The following is a 13,904-nucleotide window of genomic DNA, read 5'->3' on the forward strand; positions in this document are numbered from 1 at the left end:
TCCGGTTCAGACGTGGGCGTGTGCCTCCTCACGGGAGCGGCTGGGCGCGCCGGTGTTGTTGAGGGCCTGGAGTTGCTGCTCCTTCTCGATGAAGGAGGCCACCAGGGGCCACTCCAAGGTGGCGAAGTCCTGGAAGCGCAGCTCGAGCGACTCCTCGTGGGAGCCCGCGCGGAAGAGCAGTCGTTCCGCCAGGCTGAGGGATTCATCCACGGCGACAGGCAGTCCGTAGAGCTCACCAAAGGGGGGCTCCGCGCCCACCTCGCAGTCGGGAAAGTGGCCGGAGAATTCCGGCTCGGTCGCGAGGCGGACGTGCCGGGCACCCAGCATGTCTCGGACCTGGTTCAAATCGACGGTGCCCGCCGCGGGGACGACGACAATCCATGGCTGCCGGTCCGCCATCACGATGACGGACTTGGCCACGCGCCAGCCGGAGACGTGCAGCGACTCGGCCACTTCTTGAGCGCTGACGGCACGCGGGTGCCAGTACCGCTCGAAACGCACCCCGTTGCGGCGCAGATAGTGCTGTATCGCTTCGGGAATCATGGGGAATCTCACCTCCTCTAGAAAGAAGGTGATGACCGCCAGCGCGTCCGACCACGGGCGCCTGCCATACTCGGGCATACAGCCGACCACGGAGCGCCCGTCCGCCCGTCCGTAGGGCGGCCGGGCGTTCGGATAGGCTGAGCCGCCATGAACGGGTCGCTACGGCTCCTGACGCTCTGCTGCCTCCTTCTGGGCGCGCTCGCGTGCAGTACGGCGTCCTCTCTCGTGATGCGTGAGTGGGAAGCCGCGAAGTGGCAAGCGGATGTCGACGGGGGCAGCGCATCGAGCGAGCCGCGCTGCCTCGTCCTGGTTTGTGATGAAGGTGATTGCGGCCTCTTCCGGTGCGAGGACGTGGCGGACGACGTCGTAACGCATGCACCGAGGGTAGGGGCGGTCGAGAAGGCGACGGGCAGCCCCGCTTTCCGTGGGACGGGCACCTACCGAAACTGGTGGCAGCGCCGTACAGGGATTCGAGGGGACGCACGGCCTCTCGCGATGGCTCCGCTGGCGCGGCGCTCTCCCGTCCTCATCCCCGCGATACCCCGACCGCAGGGCAAGCTCATCAAACATCACCTCTTTCCGCAGGAACCCCGGCTCGCGGCGTGGTTTCGAGCGGCGGGTATCGACATCCACCAGTTCACCCTGGTCGTCCCCGAGCACGTTCACCGGCAGATTCACAGCGGGAAGGGCATGGGGCCGGGAGGAGCGTGGAACAACGCATGGCGCCAGTTCGTGGTGGCCAATCCCCGGCCCCCATCGCGGGATGTCATCATGCGGCACGCGGTCGAACTCGCCTTTCGTTTCGAGCTATCCGGCCCGGTCGTGCCCTACAACATGCCCATTGCCCCCGGAATGCGTGGGCCTCGGATAGAAGCCTTATGAAGGCGATTCTCAGGAGAAGGAGTGCGAGGGCGTGAGGTTCTACCGAGTCGAAGCGAGCACGACGTCACGCTTCACGGGAAACCTGAGTCGCGCCGCGCACAAGTGGGGCCTCCCAGGCGTGGAGCCCTGCACGGAGTGTGGGGTGGGCGGCGGCTGGGCGGGCTTGCAGTATCCGTGTGTCGACCTGTCGAGCTTCTCGAAGGCTGAGCTGAAGCCATTCTCCGACCCCTGGCCCGTCCCCTTCGAGGTCTTTGCCCAACTGCGCGAGCGTGTCAGGCCCCTGGCGCCCGAGGGCGCGGTCCTGGAGCCCGGAACCCGGCTCAGCCCCCTGACAGGCGCGGCGACAGGGGCATTCGGGCAGCTCGCATTGCAGGACTGGACGCTCGTCATTCGCGACGAAGCGCTGGAGGTGTTGCGGGGCGAAGGCCTCCGGGGACTCACCGGGTGTCGTCTCGACGTGACCTTCCGAGGGAAGAACCCTCCAGTGCTCCGCGAGTTGCAACTGGCGCTTCATGGCCGGCTGCATCCCGACTGCTTCGTGCATCCCCGTGCGCCCACCTGCGCGAAGTGCGGAAGCGAGGCCAGTGAGCGCCTGCCAGATACATACTGGCTCGCTCGGGAGACGCTGCCCGTCGAGGTGGACCTGTTCCGGCTGAGGGATTACCCCACCCTCGTCATCGCGACCGAACGCATGGTGGTCGCGGCAGACCGGCTGAAGCTGGAGGGCGTCACCTTCCAGCCCCTGGACGCGCGCTGAGCCGGAAGCTCAGCGGTCGTCTTACGCCTCAGCGTTGGAAGTCGTAGACGCTGCCCAGGTTGAGAATCCGGGTCAGCTCATCCAGCGCCGTCATCGTCTCTCGCGCCAGCTGCGGGTCCTGCAGGTCCTTGGGTCGCAGCACCTCGCGGTAGTGCCGCCGCACCCAGCCGGCCAGCGAGTCATGCAGCGCGGGCGTGTAGAAGACGTCCGCCTTGATGGCCCCGCGCTCCTCGTCCGTGAGCCACACCCGCTGGCGCAGGCAGGCCGGTCCGCCGCCGTTGTTCATCGACTGGCGCACGTCCAGGTAGTGCACGGCCTTCACCGGCGTGTCCTCGGCCACCACGCGCTCCAGGAACTGCCGCGCCGCGGGCGTCTCCCGGCTCTCTATCGGCGCCACAATCGCCATGGTGCCGTCCGGCAGCGTCAGCACCTGCGAGTTGAACGGGTACGCCTTCACCGCGTCCTTCGCCGGCAGCTCGGCATTCGTGGCCACCACCGCGCGGAAGTCCTGGCCCAGCTTCTCGCGCAGCACCGCCAGGAGCCCCGCGTGGTCCACGAAGGCCAGCTCGTGCAGCATCAGGAACCGCTCGTTGCCCACCGCCAGCACGTCCGTGTGGAAGGCCCCCGCGTCGATGCCCTCGGGGTGCTGCTGCGGGAAGAGCACCGACTTCGCGTCCAACTGGTGCAGCCGGGCCAGCGCCTGGCTGGCCTCCAGCGTCTGCCGCGCGGGGAAGCGGCTGGGCCCCTGCACGTCCTGCCATGCGCTGCGGCCCCAGGCGAGCAGATGGACGCCCGCGTGCCCGGGCGTGGCGAGCCGCGTGTGGTTGGCCGCGCCCTCGTCCGCGAAGTGCCCGCTGCCCGGCAGCGGCGCGTGCACCGCGAAGTGCTTCTCGCTGGAGAAGATGGCGCGCAGCACCGAGTGCGTCGTCTCCGCCTCGATGGCCCGGTGGTACATCTGCGACAGGTTGGCCGGCGTCAGGTGCACCCGGCCATCCGCCGTGTCCGTGCTGGGCGCCACCGTGGCCGCGTTGGCCGTCCACATGGAGGACGCGCTGGACGTCAGGCGCAGCAGGTGCTCGGCCTCGCGCGCGGCCCGGGTGATGACCTCTTCGTCCGAGCCCGTGAAGCCCAGCGCCCTCAGCGCGTGCAGGGACGGGCGCGGCTGGGGCGGCAGCACCGCCTGTCCCACCCCCAGGGCGGACACGAAGCGCATCTTTTCCAGCCCCTGGAGGGCCGCGTCCCGGGGGTGGCTGGGCTCACCGACATGGCTCTGCGACGCCAGGTTGCCGGGCGAGAGGCCGCCGTAATTGTGGGTGGGCCCAACGAGCCCGTCGAAGTTGTATTCGCGCATGGGATATTGAACGCCTCGTGGAGCGTCCACCCTTAGCAAAGCGCCTCAAGCGTTTCCTCCGCTACGTGCTCATCCGTGGCGTCCTGTTGCTCCTTCAACCTCTGCCCCTGGGCGTCGCCCGGAGCCTGGGTGCGCGTCTGGGCGCCCTCGCCTACACCCTGGCCGGAGGGGAGCGCCGCAAGGCTCTCAAGTCCCTTTCCGTGGCCTTCCCGGAAAAGTCTGACGCGGACCGGCAGGCCCTGGCCCGCGACGCCTTCCGCCACCGGCCGCCGCCGCGCTGGAGGTGGCCTGCACGGGCGCCCTGGACGAGGCCCTGGAGCGCCTGGTCGCCTGGCCGGACGCCGACCGGCAGGTGCTGGAGACGGCCCTGGCCCGGGGGCGCGGCGTCGTCTTCGTGTCCGGGCACGTGGGGAACTGGGAGCTGCTCGCCCGCCGCGTGGCGCGCGCCGGCTACCCCAGCCAGAGCATCGCCAAGGAGACCACCGACCCCCGGCTGACGGAGCTGGTGGGCCAGTTCCGGGCTCGCGGCGGGGTGCGGAGCATCTGGCGCGGCCAGGAAGGCGCTGCCCGGGCCATGCTGCGCGCCCTGCGCAACGGCGAAATCCTGGGCATCCTCATCGACCAGGACACGAAGGTGCAGTCCCTCTTCGTGCCCTTTTTCGGGCAGTTGGCCGCCACCCCGCGCGCCGCCGCGGACCGGCCATCCGCACGGGCGCGGCGGTGGTGACGGGCTTCTGCCACCGCGAAGGGGCGGGGTACCGCCTGTCCATGGAAGAGGTCCCGGTGCCGCAGGACGCGGACCGCGAGGCGGCCGCCCTGGCCCTCACCGCCGCCCTGTCCAGCCGAATCGAAGCCGCCATCCGGCGGACGCCGGAACAGTGGGTGTGGATGCACCAGCGCTGGAAGACGCGTCCACCGGTGAGCGAGGACGTCCCACTTCCGGAGGCGGCGCCCGCATCCGCCGGGTGATAAGGAAGCCCTGTGTCTCGCCTGCTCGCCGCCAGCCTCGTCATCCTGGTGTTCGCCCCCGGTTGCAAGCCGGGCTCCGGCGAGGGTGCGTCCGGCGGCCAGCCTCCCCGGAGGTGGTGCTGCACGGCGCGCGCCTGGAGTCCTTCGAGGGCGCCCGGCTCATCCGCTCCGGCACGGCCCGGCAGGTGTCCTACCAGCGCACCACCGGCGAGGTGTGGGCCACCGACGCCACCCTCCGGATTCCGCCGGGTTCCTCTTCCCAGGCAGCGCCCCCAGGGGCGGAGGGGGGCGTGGAGGTGAGCGCCCCGAATATGGAGGGGAGCCTCGCGTCCAAGCAGGTGGTGGCCTCGGGCGGTGTCATCATCCGCACCGGGAAGGGCATGGAGGCCCGCACTCCCCGGTTGACGTACGACGCCACCACGGAGCGGGCGCATGGAAACGAGGGGGTGACGGTGAAGGGACCTGACTACCGGCTGCGGGCGGACCGCTTCGAGCTGTTCTTCCCGGACGAGACGTTCAACTTCGCGGGCTCGGTGGAGTCCGTGCTGGGAGCGCCAGAGTGATTGAGTTCCTCGTGATGGCCTTCTTCGTCGCGCAGCCCGCGCCCGCGGTCGCCGCCACCCCCGCGCAGGGCACGCCTCCCGCCGCCGTGGGGGCTCTGCCCCCACCGCTGGGACGGGGACCCGCGCCCCGAGCCCCCTGGGCGGCAAGGAGCTGACGGAGCCCGTTCAAATCAACGGCGACCACGTCACCTTCCAGAAGTCCCAGGCCACCCTCACCGGCAACGTGAAGGTGAAGCACCGCACGCTCGACCTGAAGTGCGACCGGATGACGGCCAACTACACCCCTCAACGCGAGGTGACGCGGGTGGTGTGCACCGGCGGGGTGCATGCCGTGGACGGCGACCGCATGGCCAAGGGCGAGCGCGCCGAATACGACGTGCCCAGCGGCGTGCTGGTGGTGACGGGCTCGCCCGAGGCCCACCAGGGCACCACGCACATGCGCGGGACGAAGGTCCGGCTGACGCTGGGCAACGAGCGGCTGGAGGTGGAGAACGCCGTCATCGTCTTCGAATCGCTGCCCTCCAACCCCACCCCGGCCAGGCGCAAGGGGCGGCAGTCCGCGCCCCGTCCGGCCCCGTCCTCCGGGACGGCCCCCTCCGCCCAGGGAGGCACGGCTCGATGAGCGCGAGGCTGATCGCCGAGGGCCTGGAGAAGAGTTTCCGCGGCCGCAAGAAGGTGGTGGCCGGCGTGTCCTTCAGCGTGGCCCCCGGGGAAGTGGTGGGCCTGCTGGGGCCCAACGGCGCGGGGAAGACGACCAGCTTCAACATGGTGGTGGGGTTGGTGTCTCCGGATGCGGGACGCGTGCGCATTGGCGACGAGGACCTCACGCACCTGCCCATGCACCGCCGCGCTCGCCGGGGCGTGGGCTACCTGCCCCAGGAAGCCTCCGTCTTCCGCAAGCTCACGGTGCGCGACAACTTCCTGGCCGTCCTGGAGCTCCAGAAGGACCTGGACGCCAAGGCCCGCGAGCAGCGCGCCGACACCCTCCTGGACGAGTTCGGCCTCACGCACGTCGGGGAGTCCCTGGGGGGAGACCTTTCGGGCGGCGAGCGCCGGCGCGCCGAGATTGCCCGCAGCCTCATCCCCCAGCCCCGCTTCATCCTCTTCGACGAGCCCTTCGCTGGCGTGGACCCCATCAACGTGGGCGACCTCCAGCGGCAGATCTTCCTCCTCCGTGAACGCGGGCTGGGCGTCCTCATCACCGACCACAACGTCCAGGACACCCTGGGTATCTGTGATCGTGCGTACATCATCGCACAGGGGCGAATCCTGGAAGAGGGCACCCCGGCGGAGATCGCCGCGTCCCCCAAGGCCCGCGCCGTCTACCTGGGGGAACGGTTCCGCCTCCAACAAGCGCTCTGAGCACGGCTGGCCACCTGTCAGAGGCGTGCTTAGAATGGGTTGGCCCCGCTTTTGCGTCGACCTGTCAACGTGCATGTGACACACTGAGTGGTCTTAAGCCCCTGGATTCCTTGTGGAATTCTGAGCATGCAAGCAAGGGACCCGCGTTTCGGGGCTAGACGAAGTCAGGGCTCCTTGTTACGTTGGCACGGTCTTTGATGGTGGTCCTCTGTCCAGAGGGACCGAATCAACCCGGGAGACCCCGTCTCATGGCGATGGAACTGAAACAAAGCCTGAAGCTTGCCCAGCAGCTGGTGATGACGCCGCAGCTGCAGCAAGCCATCAAGCTCCTCCAACTGTCTCGCATGGAACTGCTCGAGCAGGTCCGCGAGGAGATGGAGCAGAACCCGCTGCTGGAGCAACCAGACGAGCAAGCGCCGGGAGATGTAGGAGACAAGGAACCCGGGGAAGCCTCCCTGGAAGCGGACAACATGGAGGTGCCGCGGGACGTGGACCTGCCCGCGGCCACCAGCGACACCGCCACGGAGTTCAAGGCGGACGGGGAGGGCCCCCCGGAAATCGACTGGGAGCAGTACCTCAACAGCTACCAGTTCAATGAGCCCACCACGGCCTCCAACAAGGGCAACGTGGCCACGGACGACATGCCGTCGTTCGAGGCCAACCTCGTCAAGAAGGCGGACCTGGTCGACCACATCCAGGAGCAGCTGGGCACGCTGCGCCTGAATGACGCCGAGCGCCGCATCGCCATGCTCATCCTGGGCAACCTGGATGACGACGGCTACCTCAAGCTGCCGGAAGTGGACGGGGATCCGCTCATCCGCCTGGCCAACGAGGCGGACGTGCCCATGCACGTCGCGGAGCGCACGCTGCGGCGCATCCAGATGTTGGATCCGCGCGGCTGCGGCGCCCGTGACTTGCAGGAGTGCCTGCTCATCCAGCTCCAGGGCATCCGGGAGCCGCACGCGCCGCTGTTGGGCCTCATCATCAAGCGGCACATGAAGTACCTGGAGAGCAAGAACCTGCCCGCCATCGCCAAGGACCTGAAGGTCACCTTGGAAGAGGTGGTGGGGGCGGTGCGGCTGCTCCCGAAGCTGGACCCGAAGCCGGGCCGCAACTTCAGCGGGGACGACGCGCAGTACATCTCCCCCGACGTGTTCGTCTACAAGATGGGGGACGACTACACGGTGGTGCTCAACGATGACGGCCTGTCCAAGCTGCGCATCTCCGGCACCTACCGGAACGCGCTGAAGACGGGCGCGGTGGGCCCGGGTCAGACGAAGGACTTCATCCAGGACAAGCTGCGCAGCGCGATGTGGCTCATCCGCTCCATCCACCAGCGGCAGCGGACCATCTACAAAGTCACCGAGAGCATCGTGAAGTTCCAGCGGGACTTCCTGGACAAGGGCATTGCCCACCTCAAGCCGCTCATCCTCCGGGACGTGGCCGAGGACATCGGCATGCACGAGTCCACGGTGAGCCGCGTCACCACCAGCAAGTACGTGCACACGCCGCAGGGCATCTTCGAGCTGAAGTACTTCTTCAACTCGTCCATCGCCCGCGTCTCCGGTGAGGACACCGCGAGCGAGGCGGTGAAGCACCACATCAAACAGCTGGTGGCGCAGGAAGACGCCCGCAACCCGTACTCGGACCAGAAAATCGTCGAGCTGCTGCGCTCGCAGGGCACCGAGATTGCCCGCCGCACGGTGGCCAAGTACCGCGAGGTGCTGGGCATCCTCCCCAGCAGCAAGCGCAAGCGGTACTACTGAGTCACGGCTGTTCGGGCGCGCCGCTTGTCGACGGCGCGCCCGGGTGGGCAGAGTGGGCGTCCCATGAGCGCGACCCTCCCTCCCGACTCCGCCGTGCACCGGCGTGACTGCGTCCCCCTCGTCGTTCCGCCCGTCACGCTCGAAGGGCACGACGTCCGCCTGGAGCCGCTGCGCCTGGAGCATGCGCCGGCCCTGGCCGCGCTGTGCGAGGACGACATCTTCACCTGGTTCTCGAGCGTGCTGCGGACCGAAGCGGACGTAGCGGCCTTCATCAACAGCGCCTGCCAGGCGGCCGAGCGAGGGAGCGAGCGCCCCTTCGTCATCATCGAGCGGCGGACGGGCGCGCCGGTGGGCACCACGCGCTTCCTCGAAATCCAGCGCGACCACCGGACGCTGGAGATTGGCTACACGTGGCTGGGCCGCCGCGTGTGGCGCACGCGCATCAACACGGAGTGCAAGTACCTGCTGCTGCGGCACGCCTTCGAGTCGCTCGGCGTCATGCGGGTGCAGTTCAAGACGGACAAGCACAACGCGCGTTCGCGGGTGGCCATCGAGCGGTTGGGCGCTCGCTTCGAGGGGGTGCTGCGCCACCACAAGCTGGTGCGCGGCGGTGTGGTGCGTGACAGCGCGTACTACAGCGTCGTCGACACGGAGTGGCCGGAAGTGAAGGTTCGGCTGGAAGGGCTGCTCGCGGACGGCGGGGCGCGGGTATAGGGTGCGGCGGCGCATGAATCCCATTCTTCGTCGCAACCTTCTTCGCATCCCGGCGGGGGCCTTCGTCGCGGTGGGCCTGTTGTCGGGTTGTGGCAGCAGCCTCACTTCGGAAGTCGTGGACCTGGCGGGACTCTCCGACCGGACGCTGACGCTGTCCCAGTCGGACGTGGACATCTTCGAGGGCGTGGACGAGCCGGGCGCCCACCGCGTCACCGTCACCTTCTCGCAAGCGGCGGAAGGGGACCGGTGCACCGAGCTTCGCGAGGGCGTCACGGCCACCTTCAACGGCCAGCCCATGGCACTGGAGCGGGGCGGGGTGGACGGCACCGCGGGCCGCGACGTGTGCGTGCCCACGCGGGCCTACTACGACTTCGACCCCAACGTCTGGGTGCGGGAGCCCATGGCGGACGCCCGCATCGTCCTCCAGGACGGGACGCACACCATCACCCTGGTGCTGAAGAACGGAAAGGCCAAGCGCCTCTTCTCCTTCCAGGGCCCCGGCGCCGAGGACCGGCTCACGCGCGGCCAGGAGTATTCGTTCCGGTGGTTGCCCGAGGGCGAGGTCCCCAGCCGCGCCGCGGCCACCCTGCTGCGCGAGGGAGGGAGCGCCACGGCCACCATCCCCACGGAGCAGGAAGAGTCGGTCGTCCGCTTCACCCTGCTGCCGACGACGCCTGTCGCCGCCCACCTGCTCACCCTGAGCGCGACCGCGCCCGGCGAGGTGCTGGAGTGCACGGGCGTCGCCACGTGCGAGGCGACGGTGTTCCACTCCGAGGAGCGGGTCGTCAACGTGCAGTGAGGGGCTGGGGAGCGGGCGGGGGAGCGGGCCCGGAACATCCCGGGCTTGATTGCCGCTGGGTACCGCCACCCCCACCGTGCCTGGGTACTTCCTTCCGGAAAGGACCCAGACATGGCCCAGAAGAACCCTGACCCGCGTGAAGCCGGCCCCAAGCCGCCCTTTCCCAAGCAGTCGCAGCCGCACCCCGGCCACGAGGGGCGGATGGCCCCGGAGCCTGACTACGGCGAACAGTCCTACAAGGGACTGGGCCGGCTCGAGGGCCGGGTGGCGCTCATCACCGGCGGCGACAGCGGCATTGGCCGCGCGGTGTGCACGGCCTTCGCGCGCGAGGGCGCGGACGTCGCGGTGTCCTTCCTCAGTGAAGGGGACGACGCCCAGCAGGTGAAGCGCGTGGTGGAGGACGCGGGGCGCAAGGCCCTGCTGCTGCCCGGTGACCTGTCGGTGGAGGCCCAGTGCCGCAAGCTGGTGGAGGACACCGTGAAGCGCTTCGGGCGCATCGACATCCTCGTCAACAACGCCGCGTACCAGGGCGAGGCGGTGGAGCGCTTCGAGGACTTCGACCCCGAGCGCCTGGAGCGCACCTTCCGCACCAACATCCTCGCGATGTTCCACTTGGTGCGCCACGCGCTGCCGCACATGAAGGAGGGGAGCACCATCATCAACACCAGCTCCATCCAGGCGTATGACCCCTCGCCCGCCATCCTCGACTACGCCGTCACCAAGAGCGCCATCGTCAACTTCACCAAGGGCCTGGCACGGGAACTCATTGAGCGGGGCATCCGCGTCAACGCCGTGGCGCCGGGCCCCGTGTGGACGCCGCTCATCCCTCAGTCGTTCGATGCGGAGAAGACGTCCAAATTCGGCAAGGACTCGCCCATGGGCCGCCCCGCGCAGCCCGCGGAACTGGCGCCGTCCTACGTGTTCCTCGCCTCGGATGAGTCCCGCTACGTCAACGCGGAGGTGCTGGGCGTGACGGGCGGGCGGCTGCTCGCGTGAGCTGACGCGGCGCGTGATGTCACCGGGCGCGTCCTGGCATGGTTCCAAACAGGGGCCATTGCCAGTGACGCGAGGTGCAGGCGGGATGTCCTGCCTCGGACGGGCGGTGTGTCCGGGAACAGGCAACCTGGTGGGGCGGGTTGCTTTCCAGGGCTGGGAAAGTTTCAGATCCGTCACGGAGCTCACCTCTCACCCTAGGAGGCAGCCACGCATGCAGTTCAACATCACCTTCCGTCAGTTCGGAGCGTCCGATTCCCTCAAGGAGTACGCACGCGAGAAGGTCGAAAGGGTGAACCGGTTGCTGGACCGAGCCGGCGAGGCCCATGTGGTTCTGTCGTTGGAACGCCACCTCCACCATGCGGACATCACCATCCACTCCGGCGCGTGGGTCCTTCGGGGCCGCGACAAGAGCGATGACATGTACGCGTCCATCGACCTGGCGATGGACAAGATCGAGCGCCAGCTGCGGCGCTACCGTGACAAGCTGAAGTCGCACCATGGCCGTGAGCGCGTCCACCACCGGCATGATTTGGTGGAGCAGCTCCGGGTCCGCCACGCCGTGTTCGAGCTCCCGGACGTGGAAACGCTGACGTCGCTGGCCGAAGCCTCCGCGAGTGAAGATGCGCCGAAACCCGCCGCCGTCGTGCCCGCGCAGCCCGCGGCCTCGTCGCAGGCGGCGCGCGAGGTGCGTGCCACCCACCTCACCGTCAAGCCGCTCACCGTGGATGATGCGGTGATGCAGATGAACCTGATGGACAACGACTTCTACGTCTTCCACAACGTGGCGTCGGAGTCGCTGTGCATCGTCTACCGGCGCAAGGATGGCCAGTACGGCCTCATCGAGCCGCACGCCCCGGCGATCGCCGCCACGGGGACCTGAGCCGTCGCTGACCGCTGACCTTCCGCGCGCCGTCACCCGGTGAAGTGGGGTGACGGCGTGTGACGGCGGGAAGTCCGCCGCGTCACGCTGATTCGAATGCCTCCGCGTGCTGGAGGGCGTCGGTGGGGGGCCCATGGGGCCCCGCGCCCACGTCCCGCCGCGGGGCGGTCCACCAGGCCGCTTCCGAAGGGAGCCTGGACGCGGGTGGGGGCCACCCGGCGAGCATGCGCCGGTCGCCCTCGACGCGATGTCGATGACAGTCGACAGGAACAGACGCTTCATGGGAAGTCCCTACCTCCCGTGGGACGGGTTTCCCTTCCGCGTCATGATGCGCAGTGAGTGCGGAGAGCGCGCATCCAGACAGGCCACCCTTGCGCTAAAGAGGGGTGGGGAGTAATTGCCGCCAACCAGGAGCGCCAGCGCGGGAGCGTCAGTGAGAATCGCCGAGTTCCTCAGCCCCCAAGCCGTCATCGCCGACATGCAGTCGCGGACGAAGCCTGAAGTCCTGCGAGAACTGAGTGCCACGCTGGTGCGCGCCCATCCGCTGCTGACCGCGGACCGGCTGGTGGAGGTGCTGCGCGAGCGCGAGAAGCTTGGCAGCACGGGCATCGGCGAGGGTGTGGCCATCCCCCACGGCAAGCTGCCGGGCATGGGGCAGCTCCAGGCCGCCTTCGGCGTGTCGCGTGCGGGCGTGGACTTCGAGGCCATTGACGGCAAGCCCACCCACCTGTTCTTCGCCCTGGTGGCGCCGGAGAACAGCGCGGGGGTCCACCTCAAGGCCCTGGCCCGCATCTCCCGTCTCTTCAAGAACCCGCGCTTCCGGGCCGCCATCCTCGAGGCGCCCACGGCCGCGGACATCCACGCCCTCATCGTCCAGGAAGACGCACGGCCTTGAGTGGGCGTGCGTTCCGGGGGGAACATCCGCACCATGGACGTCGTCCTGAGACCCATCAGCGACCGCTTCTTCCACGAACACTTGCTGCCCTTCTTCCAGCGGGCCATGGGGGATGCCCCCGGCGCGCTGGAGTCCCTGCAGGAGCAACTGGGGGATGGTCAGGCGCGCATGCTCTGCGAGCGGATGCTCTCCACGGCGCTGCCCGGCGGCGTGGGCTCCGTGGACGCGGACCCCTGGGCGGACCTGGTGGACCGGCTCGTCTTCCTGCACTGGACCGAAGGCCCCGCGGGCTGGGAGGTCGGTGATGCGGAGGCGGGCTACGCGGACGGCTGGGACGAGGCCCTGCACCGGCCCTGATGGTGGAGGAGGCGGACTATCCCTACTGGGACGCGCGGGGCTCGCGCGACGTCAGGGATCGCTTCCGCTTCCGGCCGCGTGAGGACGTGGGGCTGGCCTCGCTGCTCGCGGGCCTGTGGGAGCCCTTCCCGGAGTTCCCGCCGGACGGTGTTCACCACCCAGGGTCGGGGCGAATACTCCCCGGCACACGCTACGCCTTCGCGGACTGGGCCGGCGCCCGGCGAAGAAGGTGGCGCACTGGCAGGTGAACTTGCCGCGCAAGCTGGAGCGGCTCCTGACCCGCGAGCAGGCGCGGATGAAGCTGCCGTCGTTGCCGGAGAAGGAGGAGGTGCTGGCGTACTGGCTGGGCAAGCAGCCGCAGCCGCCGCCGCTCACGGTGGCCTTCTCCGGCCTGGGGCCCCGCGCGGCCAACTGGATTCGCGAGCTGGGCGCCCTCACCGCGCACCTTCGCGGCGCGGCGCTGGCGAAGCAGGGGCTGGCGGCGCTGGTGACGAAGGGCTCCGGCGTCCGAATCTAGCCCTTGGGCGCGGCTGCCCCGGGGCTCTCCAGCAGCAGCGTGACGGGGCCGTCATTGACGAGCGCCACCTTCATGTCCGCGGCGAAGATGCCGGTGCCCACGCTCAGGCCGCGCTGGCGCAGCAGCTCACAGGTGCGCTCATAGAGGGCCTTGGCGCTCACGGGCTCCATCGCGTCGATGAAGCTGGGCCTGCGCCCCTTGCGCGCGTCGCCGTAGAGCGTGAACTGGCTGACGACGATGAGCTGCCGGGACGTGTCTTCCAGCGACAGGTTCATCTTCCCCGCGGCGTCCTCGAAGATGCGCAGCGTGGCCAGCTTCTCCACCATCCACGCCACGTCCGCCTCCGCGTCGCCCTTGCCCACGCCCAGCAGCACCAGCAGGCCCGGGCCGATGTCGCTCACGCGCTGGCCCTCCACCGTCACTGACGCCTCCAGCACGCGCTGCACCACCGCTCTCATCGAAGTCACCTCGTGGACACGCGTGTCTGACCGGGGGCCCGCGTCAGTCACGCCGTTACAGTTGGAATGTCAGGTTTCCGCCTGCTGGAAGAGCG

Annotated in this window: 15 protein-coding genes and 2 pseudogenes; 14 read left to right on the top strand and 3 right to left on the bottom strand. The window is 69.1% G+C overall.

What is annotated here, in order from left to right:
* Positions 1-6: 6 nt before the first annotated feature.
* On the bottom strand, positions 7-543 hold the full coding sequence (locus QEG98_RS05980; RefSeq protein WP_316566053.1) for a YbaK/EbsC family protein: 537 nt from the start codon (positions 541-543) through the stop codon (positions 7-9).
* Between the two features lie 228 nt (positions 544-771).
* Here QEG98_RS05980 and QEG98_RS05985 point away from each other — a divergent pair, with 228 nt between their 5' ends.
* Positions 772-1,425 carry a TIGR02269 family lipoprotein gene (locus QEG98_RS05985; protein WP_316567839.1) on the top strand — a complete coding sequence of 218 codons (654 nt, stop codon included), beginning with the start codon at positions 772-774 and terminating at the stop codon, positions 1,423-1,425.
* Positions 1,426-1,456: 31 nt separating this feature from the next.
* Positions 1,457-2,182 (top strand): double-CXXCG motif protein, encoded by a 726-nt coding sequence (locus QEG98_RS05990; RefSeq protein ID WP_316566054.1) that lies wholly within the window; start codon positions 1,457-1,459, stop codon positions 2,180-2,182.
* A gap of 28 nt (positions 2,183-2,210) precedes the next feature.
* Here QEG98_RS05990 and astB read toward each other — a convergent pair whose 3' ends face one another.
* Positions 2,211-3,533: an N-succinylarginine dihydrolase gene (gene astB / locus QEG98_RS05995; protein ID WP_090485075.1), complete on the bottom strand. Its 1,323-nt coding sequence runs from the start codon at positions 3,531-3,533 to the stop codon at positions 2,211-2,213.
* 17 nt (positions 3,534-3,550) lie between these two features.
* Here astB and QEG98_RS06000 point away from each other — a divergent pair.
* The 12 genes and pseudogenes from QEG98_RS06000 to QEG98_RS41700 all read left to right on the top strand — a co-directional run bounded on the left by QEG98_RS06000 (position 3,551) and on the right by QEG98_RS41700 (position 13,351).
* Positions 3,551-4,502: pseudogene (locus QEG98_RS06000) on the top strand (lysophospholipid acyltransferase family protein).
* 116 nt (positions 4,503-4,618) lie between these two features.
* Positions 4,619-5,065, top strand: coding sequence for a hypothetical protein (locus QEG98_RS06005; RefSeq protein ID WP_316566055.1), 447 nt, complete (start codon positions 4,619-4,621; stop codon positions 5,063-5,065).
* Positions 5,062-5,220 (top strand): hypothetical protein, encoded by a 159-nt coding sequence (locus tag QEG98_RS06010; RefSeq protein ID WP_316566056.1) that lies wholly within the window; start codon positions 5,062-5,064, stop codon positions 5,218-5,220. The genes QEG98_RS06005 and QEG98_RS06010 overlap by 4 nt, the downstream gene beginning before the upstream one ends.
* A 68-nt stretch (positions 5,221-5,288) precedes the next feature.
* Positions 5,289-5,687 (top strand): LptA/OstA family protein, encoded by a 399-nt coding sequence (locus QEG98_RS06015; protein ID WP_316566057.1) that lies wholly within the window; start codon positions 5,289-5,291, stop codon positions 5,685-5,687.
* Positions 5,684-6,427 carry an LPS export ABC transporter ATP-binding protein gene (gene lptB / locus QEG98_RS06020; RefSeq protein WP_141588199.1) on the top strand — a complete coding sequence of 248 codons (744 nt, stop codon included), beginning with the start codon at positions 5,684-5,686 and terminating at the stop codon, positions 6,425-6,427. The genes QEG98_RS06015 and lptB overlap by 4 nt, the downstream gene beginning before the upstream one ends.
* A gap of 248 nt (positions 6,428-6,675) precedes the next feature.
* A complete protein-coding gene (gene rpoN, locus QEG98_RS06025; protein ID WP_140860826.1) occupies positions 6,676-8,193 on the top strand; it encodes an RNA polymerase factor sigma-54 in 1,518 nt (505 codons plus the stop codon).
* A 63-nt stretch (positions 8,194-8,256) separates the two neighbouring features.
* Positions 8,257-8,907 carry a GNAT family protein gene (locus QEG98_RS06030; protein ID WP_316566058.1) on the top strand — a complete coding sequence of 217 codons (651 nt, stop codon included), beginning with the start codon at positions 8,257-8,259 and terminating at the stop codon, positions 8,905-8,907.
* 13 nt (positions 8,908-8,920) lie between these two features.
* Entirely contained in the window at positions 8,921-9,706 is a 786-nt protein-coding gene (locus tag QEG98_RS06035) for a hypothetical protein (RefSeq protein WP_316566059.1), read from the top strand.
* 111 nt (positions 9,707-9,817) lie between these two features.
* Positions 9,818-10,702: an SDR family oxidoreductase gene (locus QEG98_RS06040; protein WP_316566060.1), complete on the top strand. Its 885-nt coding sequence runs from the start codon at positions 9,818-9,820 to the stop codon at positions 10,700-10,702.
* Positions 10,703-10,913: 211 nt separating this feature from the next.
* Complete coding sequence (gene hpf / locus QEG98_RS06045) at positions 10,914-11,582, top strand: ribosome hibernation-promoting factor, HPF/YfiA family (protein ID WP_090485061.1); 669 nt, start codon at positions 10,914-10,916, stop codon at positions 11,580-11,582.
* 433 nt (positions 11,583-12,015) lie between these two features.
* Complete coding sequence (locus QEG98_RS06050) at positions 12,016-12,477, top strand: PTS sugar transporter subunit IIA (protein WP_090485059.1); 462 nt, start codon at positions 12,016-12,018, stop codon at positions 12,475-12,477.
* A 33-nt stretch (positions 12,478-12,510) separates the two neighbouring features.
* Positions 12,511-13,351 (top strand): annotated as a pseudogene (locus tag QEG98_RS41700) (hypothetical protein).
* Here QEG98_RS41700 and dtd read toward each other — a convergent pair.
* On the bottom strand, positions 13,348-13,809 hold the full coding sequence (gene dtd, locus QEG98_RS06070; protein WP_316566064.1) for a D-aminoacyl-tRNA deacylase: 462 nt from the start codon (positions 13,807-13,809) through the stop codon (positions 13,348-13,350). The pseudogene QEG98_RS41700 and the gene dtd overlap by 4 nt on opposite strands.
* Positions 13,810-13,904 lie beyond the last annotated feature (95 nt).

The sequence above is a fragment of the Myxococcus sp. MxC21-1 genome, assembly GCF_032612255.1.
GTDB classification, from domain to species: Bacteria; Myxococcota; Myxococcia; order Myxococcales; family Myxococcaceae; genus Myxococcus; species Myxococcus virescens.